At 45.4% G+C, this 24635-nt stretch carries 23 protein-coding genes and 1 other RNA gene; 6 read left to right on the top strand and 18 right to left on the bottom strand.

Going from position 1 to position 24635, the window contains the following annotated elements; genetic code table 11:
- Positions 1-72: 72 nt before the first annotated feature.
- From acpP to NE638_RS09115, 8 genes are all read right to left on the bottom strand, one after another.
- The gene (gene acpP / locus NE638_RS09150; RefSeq protein WP_015524431.1) at positions 73-306 is read right to left on the bottom strand and encodes an acyl carrier protein; all 234 of its coding nucleotides are present in this window, start codon (positions 304-306) and stop codon (positions 73-75) included.
- Between the two features lie 141 nt (positions 307-447).
- Positions 448-1608 (bottom strand): FtsW/RodA/SpoVE family cell cycle protein, encoded by a 1161-nt coding sequence (locus tag NE638_RS09145; RefSeq protein ID WP_092070471.1) that lies wholly within the window; start codon positions 1606-1608, stop codon positions 448-450.
- A gap of 116 nt (positions 1609-1724) precedes the next feature.
- Positions 1725-2070: a transfer-messenger RNA gene (gene ssrA / locus NE638_RS09140) on the bottom strand.
- A gap of 261 nt (positions 2071-2331) precedes the next feature.
- Complete coding sequence (gene efp / locus NE638_RS09135) at positions 2332-2889, bottom strand: elongation factor P (RefSeq protein ID WP_118608911.1); 558 nt, start codon at positions 2887-2889, stop codon at positions 2332-2334.
- 86 nt (positions 2890-2975) lie between these two features.
- Entirely contained in the window at positions 2976-3485 is a 510-nt protein-coding gene (locus NE638_RS09130) for a shikimate kinase (RefSeq protein WP_118608910.1), read from the bottom strand.
- Positions 3482-3988, bottom strand: a complete 507-nt coding sequence (locus tag NE638_RS09125) for a YqeG family HAD IIIA-type phosphatase (RefSeq protein WP_118608909.1) — start codon at positions 3986-3988, stop codon at positions 3482-3484. The genes NE638_RS09130 and NE638_RS09125 overlap by 4 nt, the downstream gene beginning before the upstream one ends.
- A 21-nt stretch (positions 3989-4009) precedes the next feature.
- Entirely contained in the window at positions 4010-5371 is a 1362-nt protein-coding gene (locus NE638_RS09120; protein WP_118608908.1) for a citrate/2-methylcitrate synthase, read from the bottom strand.
- Between the two features lie 247 nt (positions 5372-5618).
- A complete protein-coding gene (locus NE638_RS09115) occupies positions 5619-6836 on the bottom strand; it encodes an aminotransferase class I/II-fold pyridoxal phosphate-dependent enzyme (protein WP_015524426.1) in 1218 nt (405 codons plus the stop codon).
- A 220-nt stretch (positions 6837-7056) separates the two neighbouring features.
- Here NE638_RS09115 and gdhA point away from each other — a divergent pair, with 220 nt between their 5' ends.
- Complete coding sequence (gene gdhA, locus NE638_RS09110) at positions 7057-8391, top strand: NADP-specific glutamate dehydrogenase (RefSeq protein ID WP_021650707.1); 1335 nt, start codon at positions 7057-7059, stop codon at positions 8389-8391.
- A 191-nt stretch (positions 8392-8582) separates the two neighbouring features.
- Here the strand turns inward: gdhA and nrdR are convergent, their stop codons facing one another.
- A complete protein-coding gene (nrdR, locus tag NE638_RS09105) occupies positions 8583-9032 on the bottom strand; it encodes a transcriptional regulator NrdR (protein ID WP_021976805.1) in 450 nt (149 codons plus the stop codon).
- Positions 9033-9170: 138 nt separating this feature from the next.
- Here nrdR and NE638_RS09100 point away from each other — a divergent pair, with 138 nt between their 5' ends.
- Together NE638_RS09100 and sigG are read left to right on the top strand one after the other, a co-directional pair.
- Positions 9171-9425: a YlmC/YmxH family sporulation protein gene (locus NE638_RS09100; RefSeq protein ID WP_015524424.1), complete on the top strand. Its 255-nt coding sequence runs from the start codon at positions 9171-9173 to the stop codon at positions 9423-9425.
- Positions 9426-9538: 113 nt separating this feature from the next.
- The gene (sigG, locus tag NE638_RS09095; protein ID WP_015524423.1) at positions 9539-10318 is read left to right on the top strand and encodes an RNA polymerase sporulation sigma factor SigG; all 780 of its coding nucleotides are present in this window, start codon (positions 9539-9541) and stop codon (positions 10316-10318) included.
- Between the two features lie 64 nt (positions 10319-10382).
- Here the strand turns inward: sigG and pap are convergent, their stop codons facing one another.
- Positions 10383-11855: a polyphosphate:AMP phosphotransferase gene (gene pap / locus NE638_RS09090; RefSeq protein ID WP_044960998.1), complete on the bottom strand. Its 1473-nt coding sequence runs from the start codon at positions 11853-11855 to the stop codon at positions 10383-10385.
- A gap of 318 nt (positions 11856-12173) precedes the next feature.
- On the opposite strand from pap, the gene NE638_RS09085 reads away from it, so the two are divergent.
- Positions 12174-12551, top strand: coding sequence for a hypothetical protein (locus NE638_RS09085; protein WP_021650710.1), 378 nt, complete (start codon positions 12174-12176; stop codon positions 12549-12551).
- 128 nt (positions 12552-12679) lie between these two features.
- Here NE638_RS09085 and NE638_RS09080 read toward each other — a convergent pair whose 3' ends face one another.
- The 3 genes from NE638_RS09080 to NE638_RS09070 all read right to left on the bottom strand — a co-directional run bounded on the left by NE638_RS09080 (position 12680) and on the right by NE638_RS09070 (position 15414).
- Positions 12680-13861 (bottom strand): ATP-binding protein, encoded by a 1182-nt coding sequence (locus tag NE638_RS09080; protein WP_021650711.1) that lies wholly within the window; start codon positions 13859-13861, stop codon positions 12680-12682.
- A gap of 19 nt (positions 13862-13880) precedes the next feature.
- Entirely contained in the window at positions 13881-14624 is a 744-nt protein-coding gene (locus NE638_RS09075; protein WP_114001748.1) for an ATP-binding protein, read from the bottom strand.
- A gap of 100 nt (positions 14625-14724) precedes the next feature.
- Entirely contained in the window at positions 14725-15414 is a 690-nt protein-coding gene (locus tag NE638_RS09070) for a Crp/Fnr family transcriptional regulator (RefSeq protein ID WP_021650714.1), read from the bottom strand.
- A gap of 154 nt (positions 15415-15568) precedes the next feature.
- On the opposite strand from NE638_RS09070, the gene NE638_RS09065 reads away from it, so the two are divergent.
- Together NE638_RS09065 and eutJ are read left to right on the top strand one after the other, a co-directional pair.
- The gene (locus NE638_RS09065; protein WP_173723196.1) at positions 15569-17701 is read left to right on the top strand and encodes a glycogen debranching protein; all 2133 of its coding nucleotides are present in this window, start codon (positions 15569-15571) and stop codon (positions 17699-17701) included.
- A 59-nt stretch (positions 17702-17760) separates the two neighbouring features.
- Positions 17761-18585 carry an ethanolamine utilization protein EutJ gene (gene eutJ, locus NE638_RS09060; protein WP_015524418.1) on the top strand — a complete coding sequence of 275 codons (825 nt, stop codon included), beginning with the start codon at positions 17761-17763 and terminating at the stop codon, positions 18583-18585.
- Here the strand turns inward: eutJ and rlmD are convergent.
- From rlmD to NE638_RS09035, 5 genes are all read right to left on the bottom strand, one after another.
- Entirely contained in the window at positions 18582-19754 is a 1173-nt protein-coding gene (gene rlmD, locus NE638_RS09055) for a 23S rRNA (uracil(1939)-C(5))-methyltransferase RlmD (protein WP_173746067.1), read from the bottom strand. The two genes, eutJ and rlmD, sit on opposite strands and share 4 nt — an antisense overlap.
- A 102-nt stretch (positions 19755-19856) precedes the next feature.
- Positions 19857-20702, bottom strand: a complete 846-nt coding sequence (locus NE638_RS09050; RefSeq protein WP_173746066.1) for a class II fructose-bisphosphate aldolase — start codon at positions 20700-20702, stop codon at positions 19857-19859.
- A gap of 157 nt (positions 20703-20859) precedes the next feature.
- Complete coding sequence (gene iolE / locus NE638_RS09045; RefSeq protein ID WP_118513334.1) at positions 20860-21759, bottom strand: myo-inosose-2 dehydratase; 900 nt, start codon at positions 21757-21759, stop codon at positions 20860-20862.
- Between the two features lie 25 nt (positions 21760-21784).
- On the bottom strand, positions 21785-22798 hold the full coding sequence (gene iolG / locus NE638_RS09040; protein ID WP_015524414.1) for an inositol 2-dehydrogenase: 1014 nt from the start codon (positions 22796-22798) through the stop codon (positions 21785-21787).
- 783 nt (positions 22799-23581) lie between these two features.
- Positions 23582-24625: a LacI family DNA-binding transcriptional regulator gene (locus tag NE638_RS09035; RefSeq protein ID WP_015524413.1), complete on the bottom strand. Its 1044-nt coding sequence runs from the start codon at positions 24623-24625 to the stop codon at positions 23582-23584.
- Between the last annotated feature and the right edge of the window lie 10 nt (positions 24626-24635).

The following is a 24635-nucleotide window of genomic DNA, read 5'->3' as shown; positions in this document are numbered from 1 at the left end:
TCTCATGTATCTTCGCATATACAAAAAAAATCCTCTGAGACACTGTCGTCCCAGAGGATCCTAGATTTCTGCTTATGCTTCTACGCCTTTGTTCTTAAGATAATCGATCACATCTCCAACTGTGTTCAGATCTGTAAGCTCCTCTGCCGGGATCTCAACATTGTACTCATCCTCAAGAGCCATGACCAGTTCAAACAGGTCAAGAGAATCTGCACCAAGATCATCCTTGAAAGATGTCTCCGGTGTGATTGTAGATGCCTCACAATTTAACTGCTCTGCAAGCATTTCTTTCATTTTTTCTAACATGTCTTATTCTCTCCTTTAATCGTTACAGATCGAATCTGTTTCCTCTTTTTGAGCAAAGTATATAGTCTGCAAAAACAGTTGTCAAGAGGATTTTCCCAAAAAATGGCTCCAGGGCAAAAATATTTTGATTTTAAAACTATTTTACTCTTGAAATTTTATCTGACGGGCCACGCTGAGAGCTATTGCCATCTCCAGCATCAGGAACACAATGGACGTTCCTCCGTAACTGATAAAGGGCAAGGTGACACCTGTATTGGGCATCAGATTCAGTACAACGGCAATGTTAAGGATCACCTGCAGCGCAATATGTATAAAAATCCCGGTAACGATCAGTGAGCCAAACAGATCCGGTGCATTCTGCGCAATAAAAAACAACCTGTACAAAAGATATCCGAACAGGATCAGTACAAAAATCCCTCCGAAAATTCCAAGCTCCTCACAGATAATGGAAAAGATCATATCATTTTGTGCTTCCGGAACACTTCCAAGCTTCTGGATACTATTTCCAAGCCCGCGGCCAAAAAGCCCTCCGGAGCCAATGGCATACAATGCCTGCAGCGTCTGATAACCGCCTTCATCGGAATATTTCTCAGGCTGAAGCCATACAAGTACTCGCATAACACGGAAGCTGTCACTGTTCTTGGTCGTCGCAACCAGAAAAAGTACTCCGATCACAATAAGGATCACTCCTGCCGCTGCCACAGCAATAAACGGACGCATATCCGGATGTGCCACAAACACCATTCCAACTGTTATTCCCAGAATGATCATGGCTGTACTCAGATTATCTGTAAGTATATAAGCCGCAAGCGCAAGTCCTGCCCCCGGAAGTCCCAGGATCATACAGCTCTTTAAAGTTTTCACCTTTCGTCCCATTTTTCCGATCATGTAAGCCATCATGATAATAACCGCGATCTTTGCCAGCTCGGCAGGCTGGAAGTTGATCGGTCCGATATACAGCCATCTGGTAGCACCATGAGAGGAATGTCCCAGCGGAGTCCGCACAAGTCCCATAAGGATCAGCGAAGCCACATACAACGCAGTTGTAAAAGGAAGAAGGATATGATAATCCAGTATTTTTGAAATAAATAACGCTCCGATCAGACATGCTGCACTGATCAGTGCCTGTTTCTTAAAATAAAACATATCGTTGCCATAATTCACTTCTGCCATATATGAACTGGTGCTGTAAAGCATGACCAGTCCAAAGCACACCAGCAGTACAATAACAGCTACCAGATTATAATCATAATAATCAGATTTCTTATTCTGCTTTTTTCTGTTAAGCAGAGTTTTTTTCATTCTATCACCATCGCTTTCTGTATCTGCGAAGAATTTCCTGATATCCACGAGTAATAAAGAAAGTAAAAAAAATTCCCGGAAAGCCGCATAAATGCTGTCTTTCCGGGACGTTCCATAAATGGACCTGAGGGGAATCGAACCCCTGTCCGAAAGCCTATCCCTTAAGGCATCTCCCATCACAGTCGCTGATTTAACATTCCCTCGGCAGTACGCCCACCGACAGGCTTACTGCTTCAGTAGCTTCATGATACATCTACCGGGGCAAAGCTTACCCGGCAAGGTTTCTCACATGGTCGACGCCAGATTCCCGATGTGTGAGTGCAACGGGGCTGACGAGCAGCTTAGGCTGCTAACGCTAACTTTTCGTCTGCGTTTATATTTAGTTCCCGGTTGGTACGCAGTCCAGGAGTCTGCGGATGGCTTCCCTAACTTCAAAGCCCCCGTCGAAACCAGTACAAGCCCTTAAAAGACTTCTGTAACCGGATCATTTCCGGTCATCTCTGGTGGACAGACGAACTTCTTAGTCAGTTTTTTGACTGGGTTTAATTATACCAGAATGATTTTTCGTGTCAAGGATATTTCAAAAAAAGTCCAGACTGTACCGTTTTTTCTTACCTGTGCAGTCTGGAATATGCATTCAAACTTTGGTATTTTAAATACTGTCAAAATGATCTTTTAATTTTATGGCACAAAAAAACCCGCGTACGCGGGTTTTTTGCTGCATTATACACGTGAGAGATACTCACCTGTTCTTGTATCGATCTTCAGTTTGTCGCCCTGATTTACGAACAGAGGAACCTGAACCTGTGCACCTGTCTCAACAGTTGCCGGTTTGGTAGCACCCTGTGCTGTATTTCCTGCGAATCCTGGCTCTGTCTCAATAACCTCAAGCTCTACAAAAAGAGGTGGCTCGATCGCGAATACCTCTCCGTTATGAGAGCAAACCTTAACCATCTCATTATCCTTAACAAATTTCAGAGAATCGCCAACCTGCTCCTCTGTAAGACCAACCTGATCATATGTCTCTGTATTCATGAAGTAGTATAAACCACCATCCTGATACAGATACTGCATATCTACACGCTCAATACGTGCTACCGGGAATTTCTCTGTAGGACGGAAGGATTTCTCTAATACAGAGCCTGTGATAATGTTCTTGTATTTTGTTCTTACAAAGGCTGCGCCTTTTCCTGGTTTTACATGCTGGAATTCAACGATCTGACATACGTTTCCATCAATTTCAAGTGTGATACCATTTTTGAAATCACCTGCTGAAATCATAAATATTTCCTCCTTAATATATGCGGTTCTTTTTCGCTATGGATTATTCTATAATACCTTTTGCCATTTTTCAACTGTTTTTTTGTTTAAGCCTTCAATTTTTCTTCAATTTCTGCGATCAGTTCATCAAAAGGCTTCACTCCTGTGACAACTTTAATGTCCGCAAACTTCTCATAAACCGGATCTCTCTGTTTCAGAAGTTTCTTGATCTTCTCTTCTTTATTCTCAGTTCCTTCCAATGTGGGATTGTTACTTCCTTCCAGACGTTTGATCAACGTTGCGGCAGATCCCTTCAGATAGATGATCGTTCCCATACTCTGGAGATATTTCTGGTTCTGCTCCTGAAGAGGCAATCCCGCACTTACAGAGATTACCTTCCGTTCGCTGTCTGTGGACAGTTCCTTGACTGCCATAGTCTCCAGCGCACGGTAAAATGCTTCTCCAAAGCGTTCAAATATCTCCTTTACTGACATGTTCATTTTTTTCACGATCAGTCTGTCCACGTCAATAAACGGAAGCCCCAGGTCCTTCGCCAGTCTCTTTCCAACTCGTGTCTTTCCTGAACCCATAAAGCCGATGATTACAATATGGTTCATGAATTCTTTCCCTCCTCTTTTTGGTAAAAATGTAATACTATTTTTTCCAGATAACGCTTCAGCACGATCTGGATCTCCTCTTTTGGATGAATCGGTTTCACAAGGATCGTCCGGATCCCCGCCCTCTTTGCTCCATAAATATCCGTAAACAGCTGATCTCCTATAAAAATCGTCCTGTCAAGATCGGTTCCGATCACCTGGCAGGCTTTTTTATAATTTTTCCCAGCCGGTTTATGGGCATTTTCTATAAAATCCCCCTCTACTGCTTTGGCAAAGGGCTCTACACGAGGTTTCTGGTTATTGGATACAAAACAGTATCGAAACCCGAGAGCCCTTAGCTTTTCAAACAGTTTCTTTGCCCGGTCATCTGCCGGTGCCCCGTGGGGAACAATAGTATTATCGATATCGAAGAGCAACCCTCTGTATCCTTCTTTGTACAGCTTCTCATAATCGATCCCATACGCAGAATCCAGATATTCATCCGGAAAAAAACATCTGAACATCTATTCCACCTCAGTCCTTTCCTATCGCTCGCAAAGAGGAATATACTCTGCTTCCGGAAGGACATTCTTATATGCGGGACGGATGATCTTATCCACATTGATAAGCTCTTCCATACGATGTGCGCTCCAGCCTACGATACGTGCAATAGCAAACATCGGTGTGTAAAGCTCCAGCGGCAGATCCAGCATGCTGTAAACAAATCCGCTGTAAAAATCCACATTGGCACTGACACCCTTATAGATCTTACGCTCCTCTGCGATAACCTTTGGTGCAAGACGCTCTACTGCAGCATACAGCTGATAATCCTTCATTCTGCCCTTTTCTCTTGCAAGCTGTTCCACATAGCCTTTAAAGACTTCTGCACGTGGATCTGAAACAGAATAGATCGCATGTCCCATACCATAGATCAGTCCACGTTTATCAAAGGCCTCTTTATGAAGAAGCTTCTTAAGGTATGCACTGATCTCCTCTTCATCACTGTAGTCATGTACGTGTTTACGCATATCGTTAAACATTTTTACGACTTTGATGTTGGCACCGCCGTGTTTCGGGCCTTTCAGAGAACCTAGTGCTGCCGCGATCGCAGAATACGTATCTGTCCCGGAAGAGGAAACCACATGTGTAGTAAAAGTAGAGTTATTACCACCGCCATGCTCCATATGAAGGATCAGAGCAATATCAAGGATCTCTGCCTCCAGTGCCGTATACTTCTTATCCGGTCTTAACAGACGCAGGATATTCTCAGCTGTGGAAAGCTTCTTTTTAGGCTGATGGATATAAAGACTCTTGCCTTTCTCATAGTGGTTATAGGCCTGATATGCATAAACAGATAACAGCGGGAAAACGCTGATCAGGTTGATACACTGACGGAGCACATTCTCCAGTTCAATATTATCCGGGTCTTTGTCGTAGGAATAAAGTGTCAGCACGCTTCTTGACAGAGCGTTCATAATATCTCTGGATGGTGCCTTCATAATGACATCCCTTACAAAATTCCGCGGAAGCATACGCTGGTTCGCAAGAATCCCGGAAAATCCATTCAGTTCTTCCTGATCCGGAAGCTTTCCGAAAAGAAGCAGATAGGTTACTTCCTCAAAACCGAAGCGCCGGTCATTGATAAAACCATTTGTCAGATCCTTAATGTCATACCCGCGATAAGAAAGCTTACCTGCGCAGGGAACCTCTTTTCCGTCCACGATCTTCGTTGCCTGGACATTGGAGATCTGGGTCAGTCCTGCAAGGACACCCTTTCCATTCAGGTCACGCAAGCCTCGCTTGACATCGTATTTGCCATATAAAGACAGATCCAGTTTGTCATTCTCACGACAGATCTGGGTAAGTTTCTCAATCTCAGGTGTCACTTTCATGTTGAATTTGCTCATCAGTTATTTCCCCTTTCGATTTCTGTTTTATTGCTGTTCGATAACGGTCCCTCCTCATTCCCCTCTCAAGCAATTCTGGTCTTATTTGTATATCCCGGCGTAGCTGGCCGGGATATTTCAGATATATTATAACATTTTTTTCGGTTCCGGTCTATGCCGAAAATATAACCGAATACCTGCTTTACAGTTTATCGGTTATGAGCAGGCAGCGAATGCGGATCGCAAATCTCTTCTTGTCTATCTGCGATCAGCCCTGCTTATATGTAGCAAAGAACTCTTTCATCTTCTTCATTGCCTTGTCAAGCTGGCGGATATCCGGCAGATAAACAATACGGAAGTGATCCGGCTGGTTCCAGTTGAATCCCTTGCCTGGAACAACAAGCACCTGTTTCTCATGAAGAAAATCCAAAGCAAACTGTTCATCATTGAAAATATTGAATTTCTCAGTATCGATCTTCGGGAATATATAAAATGCCGCATGTGGTTTTACAACGGAAATTCCCGGAATATCATTCAGTGCCTTGTAAATAAAGTCTCTCTGCTCATAAACACGTCCGCCCGGCTGCGTATATTCATTGACACTCTGATATCCGCCAAGTGCAGTCTGTACAATAGACTGTGCCGGAACATTTGAGCAGAGACGCATGGAAGAGAGCATATTGATTCCCTCTATATAACCCTTCGCCTTACTTTTTGCACCACTTAAGATCATCCATCCGATGCGGAAACCTGCGATCATATGAGACTTGGACAAGCCTGAAAATGTTACACAGAACACATCGGGTGCAAGGGATGCAATCGAAGTATGTTTATATCCATCCATAACAAGACGGTCATAGATCTCATCAGAAAAGATGATCAGCTCATTTTCTCTTGCAATGTCTGCGATCTGTTCCAGGATCTCCTTCGGATATACTGCACCTGTAGGGTTATTGGGATTGATGATAACGATCGCCTTGGTCCTTGGTGTGATCTTGCTCTTGATATCCTCAATATCCGGATACCAGTCAGACTGTTCGTCACAGATATAATGAACTACATTTCCGCCTGCCAGTGTTGCAGTAGCTGTCCACAACGGATAATCCGGAGCCGGGATCAGGATCTCATCCCCGTTATCAAGCAGCGCCTGCATACAGAGGTTGATCAGTTCACTGACACCATTTCCCGTATAAATATCATTAATGGTAACTCCCGGGATCCCGCGAAGCTGTGCATACTGCATGATCGCTTTTCTTGCAGAAAAAATGCCCTTGGAATCGGAATATCCCTGGGAAGTACGAACATTACTCAGCATATCCAGGATCACTTCCTGAGGTGCTGAAAACCCAAACGGATACGGATTACCAATATTCAGCTTCAGAATCTCCATTCCATCTTCTTCCATTCTGGCAGCCTCATCCACAACCGGTCCGCGCACATCGTACAGCACGTTGTCAAGCTTTGATGATTTCCCGAATGTTCTCATAAAAACCACTCCTCTTCTAATTTTCACTATTATTTAACCATTTTAATTTCATAGTCAAAAAATATTTATTCTATATCATCTCACATTTAGGCTTTCAACGCAAGAAATAAAAATTTAAAAAAATTAAATTTAGCACTTCCCTTTTTTAGCATGTTAATGTATAATAGCACTCGAATTTAGTTTTCAACGCAATTTAATATGTGATGAGGAGGAAACAACAATGTCTTACACAGAAGAAGTTTATGAAAGAGTTGTAGCACAGAATCCTGGCGAGCCAGAATTCCATCAGGCAGTTAAGGAAGTTCTCGATTCCCTTAAAGTCGTAATTGACAAAAATGAGGAAGAGTATCGTAAACTTTCTATCCTTGAGCGTCTTGTAGAGCCAGAGAGGATCATCTCCTTCAAAGTACCGTGGATCGATGATAACGGAACTGTACAGGTTAACAAGGGATATCGTGTTCAGTTCAACAGCGCCATCGGACCATACAAAGGCGGCTTAAGATTCCATCCTTCTGTAAATCAGGGTATCCTGAAATTCCTTGGTTTTGAGCAGACCTTTAAAAACTCTCTTACAGGTCTTCCGATCGGCGGTGGAAAAGGTGGCTCCAACTTCGATCCTAAGGGTAAATCTGACAGAGAGGTTATGGCATTCTGCCAGAGCTTTATGACAGAGCTTTGCAAATATATCGGCGCAGATACAGATGTTCCGGCTGGTGACATCGGTGTCGGCGGACGTGAGATCGGTTATCTCTTCGGACAGTATAAGAGAATCCGTGGCCTTTATGAGGGTGTCCTTACAGGAAAGGGTCTTTCCTTCGGAGGTTCCCTGATCCGTACAGAGGCTACCGGTTACGGTGTTGTATACATGCTCAACGAGATCGCCAAAGCTCACAATGATTCCGTAGAAGGAAAAACAATCGTTGTAACAGGTTCCGGTAATGTAGCTATTTACGCTGTTGAGAAAGCTACTCAGCTTGGTGCCAAGGTTGTTGCAATGAACGACTCCAACGGATATGTCTACGATCCGAACGGAATCAACCTTGACGTCGTAAAGGATATCAAAGAAGTAAAACGTGGACGTATCAAAGAATATGCAGACCGTGTTGAGGGTGCTACCTACACTGAGGGACTTGGCATCTGGAATATCAAATGTGATATCTACCTTCCATGTGCTACTCAGAACGAGCTTGGTCTTGACGGAGCTAAAACACTGGTTGCAAATGGCTGCAAATACGTCGTTGAAGGTGCAAACATGCCTACTACTCTTGATGCAACAACATACCTTCAGGAGAACGGTGTTCTCTTCATGCCTGGTAAAGCCGCAAACGCTGGCGGTGTTGCCACATCTGCACTTGAGATGAGCCAGAACTCCATGAGACTTTCCTGGACAAGAGAAGAGGTTGATGAGAAACTCCACCACATCATGATCGATATCTTCCACAAAGCTGATGACGCTGCTAAACGTTACGGTATGGAAGACAACTATGTTGTAGGTGCAAACATCGCCGGCTTCGAAAAAGTTGTTGACGCTATGAAAGCTCAGGGTATTGTTTAATTAAGTTTCCTGAATCATTAATATATATTTATAGCAGGGACCGCAGAGGATTTTTCCCAGGCGGTTCCTGTTTTTTTGTATCCACTTTTACGATCTCTGAAAAATCGAACATTCATGTTTCAAAAAAGGCCGGTTGTCTTTTGACAATCGGCCTGAAATCTCCTGCATTTGCAGTCTATTCATTTAATCTCTTAATTGATCAGCTTCTTCAGCTCATCCATAAAGGTACTGACATCTTTAAACTCTCTGTATACAGACGCAAATCGTACATACGCCACCGCATCCAGATCCTTCAGATGCTCCATAACGATCTCTCCGATCTTGGTACTGCTGATCTCACGGTCTTCTGACCGGAAAATATCTCCTTCTATGGAATCGATCATCTCTTCCACTCTCTCAATGGGAATGGGGCGCTTATAGCAAGCACGAAGAACACCATCCTGGATCTTGGAACGTTTATAGCTTTCCCGGTTCTGATCCTTCTTGATCACAGTCAGCGGAATCGTTTCCACCTTCTCATAAGTTGTAAAACGCTTTCCGCAGGCATCACAGAGACGGCGGCGGCGGATGGAATTGGTATCCTCTACAGGTCTGGAATCTACAACTCTTGTATTATCCTGGTTACAGAACGGACATCTCACAGAACTCTCCCCCTTTCCGGATCAGTAAATCATTACTAAATTTGTTTTTATTATAAAATAAATGCACATAATGTGTCAATAATCGGACTTGCATAAATTTTACAGATTTTCCATAAAATCATACCAGGTGATGAATTTATGCGCATCTGTGAGCTGAAACAAAAAGAAGTGATCAATATCCATACCTGCCGCAGTCTTGGCTGCCCTCTTGATGTGGAATTCTGCTGTGAAACCGCACGTCTGAAAGCCCTGATCATGCCGGAACCGGGAAAATTTTGCTGGTGTTTTTCCAAAGAAAATGAATATTCCATTCCATGGGACTGCATCCGCCAGATCGGCGAAGATATCATCCTTGTTGATTTCCGTAATGAAAAACTGCTGTCCGGAGAATAAATACCTCCTTATTGTCAAGGCCCTTTATTTTTTATATTTTCCCTGAAAAAGTATATTTCAACCGCCCTCTGAGAATCATCTTAATGTACTGACAAGACAAGGAGGATTCTAAGATGGCACTGAATAAAGTTGAAATCTGCGGAGTAAATACCTCAACCCTTCCCGTTCTCGATCAGGAAGAAAAGGCGGAGCTCTTTAAAAGAATCAAAGCTGGCGATGAAGAAGCCAGGGAATTGTACATCAAAGGCAATCTGCGGCTTGTTTTAAGCGTGATCCGGCGTTTTCAGAACAGCAGTGAAAATCCGGATGACCTTTTTCAGATCGGCTGCATCGGCCTGATCAAAGCGATCGATAATTTCGACACCACTCTTCAGGTAAAATTTTCCACCTATGCAGTTCCCATGATCATCGGAGAGATCCGAAGATATCTCCGTGATAACAACAGCATACGGGTCAGCCGTTCTCTGCGGGATATCGCTTACAAAACCATCTATACCCGGGAAAACTATATGCGGCAGCATCTCAAAGAGCCTACCATTGCAGAAATCGCTGATGAGATCGGTATCGACAAGGAAATGATCGTCTATGCCATGGATGCGATCCAGAGCCCGGTAAGCCTTTTTGAGCCCGTGTATTCCGAAGGCGGAGATACCCTATATGTTATGGATCAGATCAGTGATAAAAAGAACCTGGAAGAAAACTGGGTGGAGGATATTTCTCTTCGAGATGCCATGAACCGGCTTGGAGAGCGTGAACGTCACATTATCGATCTCCGCTTCTACGAGGGAAAAACCCAAATGGAGGTAGCTGATGAGATTGGTATCTCCCAGGCTCAGGTCAGCCGACTGGAAAAACATGCTCTTCGCAGTATGCGAAACTATCTCCGGAATTGATTCATCTCTCTTCAGACAAAAAGCTGCAGCAGAATATCTGTTATCCTGCCGCAGCTTTTATCTCTTATTTCAGCGCTTTCTCAATTTCTTCGATCACGATCCGAAGCGCCTTCAGCCTTGCATATTTCTTATCTACGGATTCCAGAATGTGCCATGGTGCATAAGCAGTGCTGGTTTTCTGAAGCATCTCATCTACTGCTGTTTCATACTGATCCCATTTTTCACGGTTTCTCCAGTCCTCATCCGTGATCTTCCACTGTTTTTCCGGATTGCTCTGGCGGTCGTTGAACCTGGCAAGCTGGGTGTCCTTATCAATGTGGACCCAGAATTTCACGATCACAGCGCCCCAGTCAGAAAGCTCCTTCTCAAATTCATTGATCTCATTGTAGGCACGTCTCCAGTCATTCTCGCTGCAGAAGCCCTCCAGACGTTCTACCATCACTCTTCCGTACCACGTCCGGTCAAAGATGGCAATGTGACCATCCTTGGGAAGCCTTGTCCAGAAACGCCACAGATAATGACGGGCTTTTTCATGAGGCTCCGGACTTGCGATAGGATGTACCTCAAATCCACGGGGATCAAGAGCCTCCGTGATCCTCTTGATATTTCCTCCCTTTCCGGCAGCATCCCAGCCTTCATAGGTGATGATCACAGGCACTCTTTTTCGGTAAAGACGGTTATGCAGGCTTCCAAGCTTTGCCTGCAGTTCCTTAAGCTCAGCCTTGTACTCTTCATCCCCCACTTCTTTTCCATCCAGAGGAATCTCGCTTAATCTGGGCATCTCCATCAGAGGAAAAACATTCTGCAGGATCGGCACTGCATGTTTGCTGTTTTCCATGGCAACCTCTATATTGCTAATCATGGTTTCCAGTACCTGCAGTTCTGCCCACTTCCGGTCACCGGCATCGACAATATACCATGGAGCCGCAGATGTATTGGTATCCTGCATATACTGGTCGAAAATCTTTCTGCACTTCTTATAATGATCATTCTGCCAGAGATCATATTCATTGACTCTCCATCTGGTATCCTTGCTTTCCAGAAGGATGCCCATACGTTTTTCCTGTTCTTTCCGATCGATCTGCATAAAAAATTTCAGGAGTACATATCCATTATCCGTCAGCTGACGTTCAAATCTCCGGATACTGTCAATCCGTTTTGAATAATTGTCACCCTTCAGCTTTTTATCCATACGTTCACGACAGGTCTGATCCATCCATCCTGAATCCAGGAATGTAAACTTGCCCGCTTCCGGGATTTCCCTGAAATATCGGTAAAGAAATGGTTTCCGAAGTTCTTCCTCTGTAGGTGCTGACATAGTCGCAACTTTGAAGAAACGAGGATCGATATTCTTGATCACTTTACTTATAGTACTTCCTTTTCCGGAAGCTCCCCAGCCTTCAAACAGCACGATCACCGGAATCTTATGCTCTTTCAGAGCCATCTGCAATTCATATAATCTGGTTCTTGCAGCACTTAAACGCACTTTGATATCCTCTTTTTCCGGAATCTGTTCCGGGTTCCAGTTTTTCAACATCTGCATCGTCCTTCCTCGAATTTTTTGAATATTCTTATTATACCACAGGAGTCCCTGTTTTACGACGAATTTTACATAGATTTAACGCATCATTCCGAAAAAATATCCATATTGCACAATTGTAACTCTTGTTAAACAGCTAAAAATATTTTTTAACCTATTGACATTTTGATCTTCTCTTCATACAATATAGGCGCTGTTCGTTATTTTTTTAACTCGTAGTCAAACGGATATTCGCAACCCCGCAGGGGACTTCCTTGATTCGGTTAAAACAGCACAAAAAAGCTGCCCCAAGCAGCAAATCTCAAGGAGCCGATCATGAAACTTACAGAAGAACTTCTGAAAGAAATGGAAAAGAAAAAAGAACTCTACGGTGACGGCATCATCATGCCGGATGGGGATTACCGCCTAATCCAGGACGGACATTTGAAGACCCTTATGGCCCTTTTACCATATACGGAAAACGAAATCTGGAAAATGATCCCGGAAGATGATTCCGCTCTTTTCTGGCTGGTAGAAAAAACAGGCTGCGTGCTGACAGATGTCAATTCCGCCATTGGAATGAAAATGACCCCCGCACAGCAGAAAACTTACGAAGCACTTTCCAGCCGTGGGATCGTCTCTGATGAATACTATGACCTTACCAGGCAGCGAGAAAAAGCCCGCGCCCAGCATGCTGCAAAGCAGAACATATAGATCACGTAAATGTTCACAATACACATTTACCCCATAATTTCATATACCCAAAAGCAAAAACTGCCATCGGAACCGCAAGCCTCAAACAGGCCCATAACTCCGGTGGCAGCTTTTATTATTTATATCTCTCAGTCGTCATACCCTTCCAGGAAGGAATGTTTCACACCATCTTTCTTATAGGCAATGACTGTATGAAGATTCACATTTTCCACACTTCGGAAAATATTGCTTTCAATATGAGGATTTACCTTCTTAAGCTCTGCAATAAGATTCTTGATCTCCATTCGTTTGGAAACACTGGTTCCATCTGTACGACAGGTAGTACAGGTATCGGTAAACTTGCAGGCACACTGGATAAAATGCAGGTCATTGTAATCTCTCCAGTGCTTGATATCTGCCTCCCGGATCAGATACATAGGGCGGATCAGCTGCATCCCTTCGAAGTTTGTGCTGTGGAGTTTCGGCATCATGGTCTGTACCTGTGCTCCATAAAGCATTCCCATCAGGATGGTCTCAATCACATCATCATAGTGATGTCCAAGGGCGATCTTGTTGCATCCAAGTTCTTTTGCCTTGCTGTAAAGATATCCTCTCCGCATACGGGCGCAGAGATAACACGGAGATTTTTCCACATTGTAAACTGCATCAAAAATCTCAGTCTCAAATACTGTGATCGGGATTCCGAGAAGCTTGGCGTTGTGTTCGATCACCGCACGGTTGGCCTCATTATATCCCGGATCCATCACAAGAAATACCAATTCAAAAGGAAACTTGTTATGACGTTTCAACTCCTGGAACAGTTTGGCCATCAGCATGGAATCCTTACCACCGGAAATACAGACCGCGATCTTGTCTCCCGGCTTCACCAGTTCATAGTCGTTGATTCCTCTGGCGAATCTGGAAAACAGCTGCTTGTGGAACTTCTTGCGGATACTCAGCTCGATATCTTTCCGGCGCTGTTCCATTGCTTCATTTTCCTCTTCTTCACTGTCCCCTTTATTGGACTCTTTCCGCATCTGCTGGAAAAGCCAGCCTGTATATCCACCCTTCAGGCTCAGTGCGGGAATTCCTTTTTCCCGGAGCATCCCTGCCCCTTCCTGGCTGAAAAGTCCTCTGGTACAGTAAAGAACCGGAATCTTATCCCCTTTCAGTTCTTCTGCCCGTTCTTCCAGTTCCTGCTCCGGAACAGAAATCGCTCCCGGGATCATTCCATATTCCACAGTTACTTTATCACGGGTATCTACCAGAAGATATTTTTCCCGTTCCTTCTCTATTTCATCAAAAGAAATCTCCAGTGTTTCTTCACTCATGCTGTTTTTATTCCTTTCCTTACAGCTCCTCCCTGATCGTGCCGTCACAGGCAATGGTCACTACCTGCCATGGGATCATCTTTCCGCTTCGCTCCATGGCACGGATCACTGCATTCTCGATGCCTCCGCAGCAGGGAACTTCCATGCGGACGATACGGATACTCCGGATGGAATTATTTCCTATGATCTCTGCAAGCTTATCTGCATAATCTCCCTCATCCAGTTTGGGGCATCCGATCAGCGTCACATGATCTTTCATGAATTTCTCATGAAAACCTGCATAAGCGTAGGCAGTACAGTCTGCCGCGATCAGAAGCTGTGCATTTTCAAAATATGGTGCATTGACAGGAACCAGTTTGATCTGTACGGGCCACTGGGCAAGGCGGCTTGTCTGTTCCCCTGCATTTTGGGGAACTTTTTTCTGCTCTGCCTGCACCGGCGGTTCCTGCTTTTTATTAAGGCTTCTTGCCATACTTCCGGGGCACACGTGTGGCTTCCCTGCTGGCATCGAGGCCTCTGTTTTCTTAAGCTTCATTCTTTTTTCCACTGCCTCCGCGTCATAATCTGCGGCTTCCCGCTCTATAATACGGATCGCATCGGCAGGGCAGGCCGGAAGACAGTCTCCCAGTCCGTCACAGTAATCATCCCGGATCAGTTTTGCCTTGCCGTCTATCATGGCAATAGCTCCTTCGTGGCAGGCAGCTGCACAGGCACCACAGCCGTTGCATTTCTCTTCCTCAATGTGTACGATCTTTCTTATCATGATATCATCTCTCCCTGATTTTTATATTTCTGCAAATGTTTTTTTGTTTTCACTGACATCATACAAAAATCCCGGAGATTCTTCGGTAACATATGTTACCTTACAGATATAACTCCATTTTTTCCTGATCTTTCACAAGGATCTGACGCCTGTCAAGTTCCAGGATTCCTTCTTCCTGCATCTTTCCCAGTTCTCTGGAAAGAGACGGCCTGGTAATGTTTAAATAATCCGCCATCTCTTCTCTGGAAAGATTCATGTGGATCTGTCCTTCACTGTCCTGGCATTCTACAAGGAAACGGACGATCCGCTCCCGGAGACTGCCACTTCCAAGGATCCGAAGCTTCCGGTTCATATTGTAAGCCTTCCCGGCAAAAACCTCAAGAAGATTTTCCCGAAGTTTCCGGCTTAAACTATTTTCTTCCCTGTCTGTAAAGATCCGGCTGCTCATGATCAGAACGGAAACCTGCGTCAGCGCTTCCACATACATGTCATAGGAAGCTTTCTCCATAAAGGCATAAACCTCCCCGAACAGAGCCCCTGGATCTTCCAGCTGCGCCAGAAGGATCCTTTTTCCGGAAAACGTCTCTTTTGCGATGATCACACTTCCGTTAAGAAGCATATAAACCGAATCCGGCCGGTCTGTTTCCTGAAAGATCCGCTCCCCTCTGGAATAAGTCCGCACCGTTCCTTCCTGCTCCATGAGGTTTAGGAGTTCTTTTTCTTCCAGGTTTCTGCAGAGCCGGCTTTGTCTTAAAATGGCCATCCATTCTTCTCTTCTTTTTTCTTCCACTTTTTCACCTCATCTCTGTACAGGTTTTTATCACATTTCTGCAATCTCTGTCAACTCCCGTGAACTTCATAGGTTCCCAGCCTGTACTTTTTTCTGAAAATCAGTTATAATATTTTTGTTTGTAAAAAAATTTTCACCAAGGAGGATACCGGAAATGAAAACACAGAATCAGACTATGCTCTCTGAGAATACACTGACATCCCGGCCCACAGATATTATTGCGGGATTTCCTGTACGTCCCGGTTTTTTTGAATTAAATGGCGCTACTCCTCTTTCCAACGGAGTCAACTTTACCGCACATACCCGCCACGGTACATCCTGCGAGCTTCTTCTTTTCCACTCCGGAGAAGAGGAACCCTTCGCAGTCCTTCCTTTTCCCAATGCCTGTCGTATCGGTGATGTCTACTCCATGATCGTCATGGGACTGGACATCGAAGATCTGGAGTACGGCTACCGCATTGACGGTCCTTACGAACCGGAAAAGGGTCACATCTTCGATAAGACAAATGTTCTTCTTGATCCTTATGCCAAAGCCGTTGCCGGTCAGCGTGAATGGGGCCAGCAAAAGATCGGAAGCTATCATGCCCGTGTGGTACGTGATTCCTTTGACTGGGAAGACATGCCGCAGTCCACCCGTAAGATCAGTGACCTGATCATCTATGAGCTTCACGTCCGCGGCTTTACACAGGATTCTTCTTCCGGTGTTATGCACCCGGGAACCTTTGCCGGTCTTCGTGAAAAGATCCCTTATCTCAAGGAACTGGGGATCAACGCCGTAGAGCTGATGCCGATCTTCGAGTTCGACGAGAATATGAATGCCCGTACTGTAAATGGCAAACGGCTTCTGGAATACTGGGGATACAATTCTGTCAACTTCTTTTCTCCAAACACCAGCTATGCTTCCAAGCCGGAGCATAACTGTGAGGGAACTGAGCTGAAAGAGCTGATCCGTGAGCTCCACGAAAATGGCATCGAAGTAATTCTTGATGTTGTATTCAATCATACCGCCGAAGGAAACGAGCTGGGAAAAACCTTCTGCTTTAAGGGCTTTGACAATAAGGTTTATTATATGCTGACTCCAGAGGGAAATTACTACAATTTTAGCGGATGTGGAAATACGCTGAACTGTAACCATCCCATTGTACGTCAGATGATCCTTGAATGCTTACGTTACTGGACCATCAACTACCGTGTGGACGGCTTCCGCTTCGATCTTGCCAGCATTCTCGGACGCCATGAGGACGGTTCTCCACTTAACAATCCGCCCCTTCTGGAGCTTCTCGCTTACGATCCGGTCCTTAGAAATGTCAAACTGATCGCAGAAGCCTGGGATGCCGGCGGGCTGTATCAGGTTGGTTCTTTCCCTGCCAGCCGCAGATGGGCTGAATGGAATGGCCGTTACCGTGACTGCCTCCGTTCCTTCCTGAAGGGAGATTTCTGGAATGCCTGGGACGCTGCATGGAGTATTTCCGGTTCCGGTGATCTGTACGGAGGCTTTTATTCTGATCATAATGACAATTATGCAGGATACAATTCCTGTGTCAATTTCCTTACCTGCCACGATGGCTTCACCATGTATGATCTTTATTCCTACAATGAAAAACACAACGAAGCAAACGGCTGGAATAACACCGACGGTTCCAACGATAACCGCAGCTGGAACTGTGGAGAAGAGGGCGATTCCACCAACCCCGAAGTGCTCTCCCTCCGCTTCCGCATGATACGAAATGCCTGTGCTGTACTGATGTCCAGCCGCGGAACCCCGATGTTCCTTGCAGGTGATGAATTCGGAAACACAAAACACGGAAATAACAATACCTACTGTCAGGATAACGAAACCTCATGGATCAACTGGAAGCTTCTGGAGAAAAATCACGATCTTTTTGAATTTTTCAAATTTATGATCCGGTTCCGTAAAGACCACCCTGTTATCTCCCGGAAGCTTCCCAACGCAGTATGCGGTATGGAAAATATCCACACTCATAACATTGACGCAAGGGATGTGACCATTCCAAGAGATGCCCACACCTTCGCTGTAAGCTTTGCAGGCTATGATAAGAGCAAAGGCACTGATGACCTGATCTACATTGTGATCAACGCATACTGGGAGGACGTAACGGTCACACTTCCGGAGCTTGCCCGTCCCGGTGCATGGTATCTCTGTGTCAACACGTTCGGTGACGGAAATGGCCGTTATTTCTACGAAAAAGGCCAGGAGCCACGCATTGAACACGATTTCTGCATGCGGCCCAGATCCGTTGCCATCTTTACCGGCCGCAATTATTAGAATTTATATCAGGGGCAAAATTCTTTTTGTCCCTGTCTGAAAGAAATGGAGTATTTTGAATGGAATTAAAAAACAGAACTTTGTCCAATTTTGCAGAACTTGTAGAAACAGGTGAATGTAAAAAATTCCGCGGTCGTCTGAAGACAGGTATCGACCTTGGTACTGCCAATACCGTTCTTGCCGTTGTCGACCGGAATAACCGTCCCATAGCCGGAATTTCCGCACCATCCCATGCGATCCAGGATGGAGTGATCGTCAATTACTATGAATCTGTCCAGCTTGTGACAAAGCTTAAAAATGAGCTGGAGGAAAGGCTTGGCACAGAACTTACTTACGGTGCTGCTGCCATCCCTCCGGGAGTTTCTGAAGGCAGTGTCAAAAGCATCGGCTATGTTCTGGAGGGTGCCGGTTTCGAGGTTACAAATATCGTGGACGAGCCTACTGCCGCAGCTGCTGTCCTTAAGATCACAGACGGTGCTGTTGTGGATGTGGGTGGCGGCACAACCGGTATCAGCATCCTGAAAGACGGAAAAGTTATCTACACCGATGATGAGGCTACTGGCGGCAGCCATATGACCATGACAGTCGCCGGTCACTATAAGATCCCTTATGAGGAAGCCGAAGTATTGAAAACTACTCCGGAAAAAGAAGACGAAATTTTCCCTGTGATCAAGGCCACTGTAGAAAAAATGGCTGTGATCACCGAGAAATTTCTAAAGGGCTATCAGGTTCCGGCTGTTTATGTAGTTGGCGGTTCTTCCATGTTTAAGGAATTTACTACCGTTTTTGAAAAGAGGCTGAAGCTTCCGGTATACCGTCCGGTCCATCCGCTTCTTGTTACGCCCCTTGGCATCGCATATCACTGTGAGCTGCCAAAAATCTAAGCTCTTCCCGGTCTGGTCCTACGATTCTCCAGAAGGCAAACAACCTCCACTGAATCGGTGAGCGGGAACATATCAACCGGCTGCATCTTCTTTACCAGGTAATCTCTCTTAGTAAGGCAGGCAAGATCTCTTGCCAGGGTTTCCGGGTTGCAGGATACATAAACAATTTTTTCCGGTGAAAGAGTCAAAAGGGAGTGAAGGAATTTACGGTCACTTCCGGAACGTGGCGGATCCATGAGAACAACCTCCACCTTCTCTCCCTCTGCTGCCATTCCTTCCATAAACCATCCTGCATCTCCCGGAACAAAACGAACATTACGGATCTTGTTTTCCCTGGCATTCATTCTGGCATCACGGATAGCATCACGGTTCAGTTCTACACCAATGACATCCCTGGCATTCCCGGAAGCGATGATCCCGATAGTACCTGTGCCGCAGTAAGCATCGATCACCCTCTCTTTTCCTGTCATTGCCGCAAACTCCATAGCCTTTCCGTAAAGTACTTCTGTCTGCACAGGATTTACCTGATAAAAAGAAGATGGAGAAATACGGAAGGTCAGTCCCATAAGTCGATCTTTGATGAATCCCGGTCCGTAAAGTACGATATTGCGGTCTCCAAGTACCATGCTTGTCTGTCTGTCATTGACATTGAGAACCACCGTAGTGATCTCCGGATGCTCTTTACGGAGAGCTTTTACAAAGTTATTCTTAGATGGAAATATTGGAGAAACCGTAACTAATACCACCATGATCTCTCCTGTGGAAAAGCCTCTCCGCACAAGCACATGGCGGAGAAGTCCATATCCTGTATCCTCATCATAGGTCTTGATCTTAAAGGATTTCAGCATACCACGTATGGTACGGATGATCTCCTGACTTTTTTTATCTTCGATCATACAGTCATCTACGGAAACGATCCTATGACTCTTCTCCTCATAAATCCCGGAAATTACGTTTCCCTTCCGGTCACGGCCAAAAGCTGCATGAACTTTGTTTCTGTAATAATAGGGATCTTCCATTCCAATGATCGGCTCTACTTTTCCGAATTTTTTCAGAAGGCCTTCTGTAATTCTCTGTTTCCTGCGAAGCTGCTCCTGGTAGGATACACCCTGATAACGGCAACCGCCGCATTTCTTCGCAACTGAACAGACATTCTCTTTCTGTTCCATTTTTATCTCTCCTCTTTTATGGGCACAAAAAAGATGTTCCCAGTTATTTTCACTGAGAACATCTTATCAGACCTTTTCTTTTTTTACAAGAAAATCCTTGGCCTACTCCTGATATGGCTCATTAAATACAAGAATATGTTTCTTCACATTCTCGTAAGTACCCTGGACCATAGCCTCATTGAGGTCAAAGAAATTATGCTTGTCTGTTGATTCCATATATTTCTCCACATGAGCTGTCAGGCTGTTAAAGCTTGCTGTGGCAATATTCACCTTACGGATGCCAAGAGAGATCGCCTTCTGGAAATCTTTATCGGTGATGCCACTGCCGCCATGAAGAACCAGCGGAATATCCACTTTCTCATGGATCTTCTCCAATACATCAAAAGCAAGCGTCGGCGCTACCGGATAATTACCATGGGCATTCCCGATGGCAACTGCAAGCGCATCAATACCTGTCTCTCTTGCGTAAACGACCGCATCATCCGGATCTGTGCAGCGGATACCGTAGTCACAACTTCCATCCTCACTTCCGCCCACAAGTCCCAGCTCAGCCTCAACTGTAGCGCCGTATTTACGTGCTTTCTCCACAACGGCCTTTACTCTGGCGATGTTTTCTTCAAAAGGAAGCGTAGAAGCATCCAGCATAACCGATGTAAAGCCAAGCTCCAGAGCCTTGTCAACCGTCTCAAAAGTAAGACCATGATCCAGATGGACAGCCACATCCACCTTAGCCTCCTTTGCAGCCTGTACCATCATCGGTCCCATCAGGTGAAGCGGAGAATTTTTCAAACGCACCTCCGCGATCTGAAGGATGATCGGAGTATCCAGTTCTTCTGCTGCACGGATCGCACCTCTTACCATTTCCATATTACCAACACTGAAAGCACCGCAGCCAATATTTTTCTCTTCGGCACGTCTCAGCAGATCTTTCATTTTCACAAGTGCCATGATTTGGCCCTCCTGTCCTGTTTATCGTACACTGTTTGCATCTTACAGAAAAAAGCGGTGTCAAAGCACTACTGGCTGATACCGCTTTTTCTATGCAAAGCGGACATCTTTATTCCGCTTAACTGTACATCAGCATGCACCTATTTCCCTGTCGTAATTATAAGCCTGTCTTCTCAGCAATGAATTTTCTTGCACGGATCGCATACTCAAGCGGATTAGCCTTAGCCGGATCCTGCTCAGCCTCAACAACCATATATCCTTCGTAGCCTGCATCCTCGAGAACCTTGAAGATCGGATCATAGTTGATGCATCCATCTCCCGGAATCGTGAAGGCACCGGCTCTTACGCCTGCAAGGAAGCTCATGTTTTCTTTCTTAACCTGCTCAACAACTTCCGGACGGATATCCTTCAGATGAACATGTTTGATCCTGTGAACATATTTCTTTACAACCTCAAGAGGATCCTCTCCACAGTATGTAAAGTGACCGGTATCAAAAAGAAGACTTACATATTCAGGATCTGTATTCTCCATCATACGGTCAACCTCAGCAAGGCTCTGTACAACAGTACCCATATGATGATGGAAAGTAAGAGCAATACCATACTCCTCTTTTGCGATCTTACCAAGTTTGTTCATGCCTGTGCAGAAGGTATCCCACTCTTCGTCATTCATCTCATATTTATGTCCGAAAACCGGAGTATCCATCTGGCCCTGAACACTGTGGCTCTGCTCAGATGCGCCAATCACTTTCGCACCCATAGCTTTCAGGAAAGTAAGCTGTGCACGGAACTCCTTCTCAACCTCCTCAAACGGTTTGGTGATCAGGAAGCTTGAGAACCACTGGTTACAGATCTCAACACCACGAAGTTCAAGAGCCTTCTTAAGAACCTCAGGATCCTTCGGATACTTGTTACCCACCTCGGAGCCTGTGAAACCGGCAAGAGCCATCTCACTGACGCACTGCTCAAAAGTATTCTCTTTGCCAAGATCCGGCATATCATCATTTGTCCATGCAATTGGTGCAATACCAAGCTTTACTTTATTCTTATCAAACATTGGTCAATTCTCCTTTTTATTTGAATTATTCCATAATCTCAGAAATCTTAACCGGTCTGTGCTCCTCACTGGATTTCTTAGCTGCAAGACCCATTAATACCGGTTTCAGACCATCATAAACATTAAGAGGTGTCTCTTTGTCATTAACGATCGCATCAATAAATGCTGCAACCTCTTTACCATAAGCATCCATGTATCTCTCAAGGAAGAAGAACATCGGCTTCTCACCTGTAACACCCTCAGCATTGCTGATCACTGTGGAAGACTGGCTGTCATTGGAAATAGCAGCCATACCATCAGAACCGAAAACCTCAGCTCTCTGATCATAGCCATAGGAAGCTCTTCTGCAGTTATCGATAACAGCAATAGCACCATTCTCCATCTGAAGAGTGATAACAGCTGTATCAACATCCCCAGCCTCACCAATAGCCGGATCAACCAGATTTGCGCTCTGAACATAAACCTCTGTAGCATCGCAGCCTGCAAGATAACGAACCATATCGAAATCATGAATTGTCATATCCAGGAACATGCCACCGGAAACCTTAACATAATCAATGCTAGGCGGCTCAGGATCGCGGGAAGTGATCTTGATGATCTCCGGTTTACCAACCTTACCAGCTGCAACAGCCTGCTGAAGAGACTCAAAGTTATGGTCGAATCTTCTGTTAAAACCAACCTGATATTTCAGATTTGTGCCCTCAAGAGCATCGATAACCTCTTTGATCTTGGCAATGTCATGATCGATCGGTTTCTCACAGAAAACATGCTTGCCAGCCTTGATAGCCTCTACAGAAATCGGAGAATGAGTATCTGTAGAAGAACAGATCAGAACTGCGGAAATCTCAGGGTCGTTGATGATCTCCTTATAATCCTTAGTCGTGTGCTCAACACCCATGCTCTTAGCCCATGCAGCAGTCTCATCATTTAAGAAAGGATCTGCAACCGTCTTGATCACCGCATCCGGCACCCTTGTTGTGATACTGGTAATATGAACTCTACCAATTCTACCTGCTCCGATAATACCAACTTTAATCATAGTTTTGATCTCCTTTTGATTTATTTTCCCAATGTAATCTCCTTGCGTGTCCGAACACGCTCTTTATGCTTAATATAATATCATCGCAACACACAAATCGCAACCCCTAATATTGTACAATATTACCATCTTTTTTCTATTAAAAATGACGAGAACTATTTTTAGCCACAATATGTAATATTTTTAGGTCAACTTCACCGAAAACATCTCCAACACATTCCCATACAATCACCCCAAATCTCTCACACCCCACCACCCTCTAAGCATCCAGCACAGCATCACAGCTCACATCCCCTCAAGCATCCAGCACAGCATCACAGCTTACATCCCCTCAAGCATCCAGCGCAGCATCACAGCTCACATCCCTTCAAACATCCAGCACAGCGCCGATGCCACACCCCTTCCAGCATCCAGCGCAGCGCCGATGCCCAAACTCTCCCTGCAAACAGGCGCAAACTCAGCCCTTGCAGTCGTCCAGCGCAGCGCTGACGACCCACAACCTATCGTCAAACGACATTTTTTCTCGCTGGAAGCACCAGCCGCGGAAGGGGATGCTGTCTGGCTCTGCTTCTGCAGGAGGGGAGCTGATTCTTGGACGGCGGGAATCTGCGTTGTTTTTCAAAAGTCCGCTGTCTGAGCGGCAGCAGGCCGCGAGTTCGGACTTTTGAAAAACGCTTTTAGCAGATTTCCGGCGTCCTAGAAGCCAGCCCCCGACGAAGCCGCAGACCAGACAGCATCCCCTTCCGCGGCGTCCCTCCGCACAAAAAAAGGAGACACCCCACTTCAGTGTCTCCCCTCCGGAATCGTATACTCATTCCTTATATATATTTCCGTAAAAATCTTCGCCCTCTCCGGCGCTTCCCCATTAAACAGCAGCCGGAACAAAATCATCACCGGCTCATACCCCTGTATCCTGGCATCCTGCCCGATCAGAAAATGAATAAATCCTTCCCTCATCAGCTCATAATTCCGCCCCATAAAATCATTGGCAACCATCTTCACCTGACCAGCTTTCCCCGCTCCGGCGATTGCCTCACACACCCCCTCCTCACCATGAGAAGTAAGATATATCCCGTCAAGATCCGGAACATCCTTAAATATCCCTTCCGTAATCTCCCTGGCCCTGCCATTCTCCTCAAAGCAATACTCCGGCCCAATGATCTCAATCCCAGGATACTTCCGCGCAATTTCCTCACGGAATCCAACCACCCTGCTGCTCAGAGAAGTATTGGTACTATAGCCGGAAATCACAGCAACCTTTCCTTTTCCACCGGTCAGCTCCCCCATAAGCCCCGCAGCCGCACGGCCACACTGCACACCGTTCTGCCCTACAAAGCAAAGCCGTTTCGTATCCTCCACATCCGAAGTAAACGTCACCACCGGGATCCGAAATTCCTCCACAAACCGGTCAATTTCCCTTTTCACACGTTCCTCATCCAAAGGAACCATGGCAATACCACTAACCTCTTCCATCCGCATCTTCTCCATGGCGAGAATAACATCCTCCGCATTCTGATGCTCGATCTTATGGACCAGGACTGTACCACCAAGATTATCCACCTCAGCGCACGCCTCCTGTATCCCCTTCAGAACTTCTTTCATAAAAGGTGTTTCCGCACCCTGCAGGATCACGCCGATCTTAATATTATTTCTGCTCATGGATAGAGCACGGCCCAGTTGATTCGGCTTATACCCCATCTCATCAGCGATGGCACGGATCCTCTCAGCAACCTCCGGACGGATCCTGCCCCTGTTATTTAACGCTCTGTCAACAGTACCTCTGGAAACACCGGCAGCTTCCGCGATCTGCCTTATAGTAACTCCCATACTAAGCACC

The sequence above is a fragment of the Blautia sp. MSK.18.38 genome, assembly GCF_024460535.1.
GTDB classification, from domain to species: domain Bacteria; phylum Bacillota; class Clostridia; order Lachnospirales; family Lachnospiraceae; genus Blautia_A; species Blautia_A fusiformis.
Note: the sequence above shows the minus strand (reverse complement) of the source record. Positions and strands in the feature narration are given on the sequence as shown.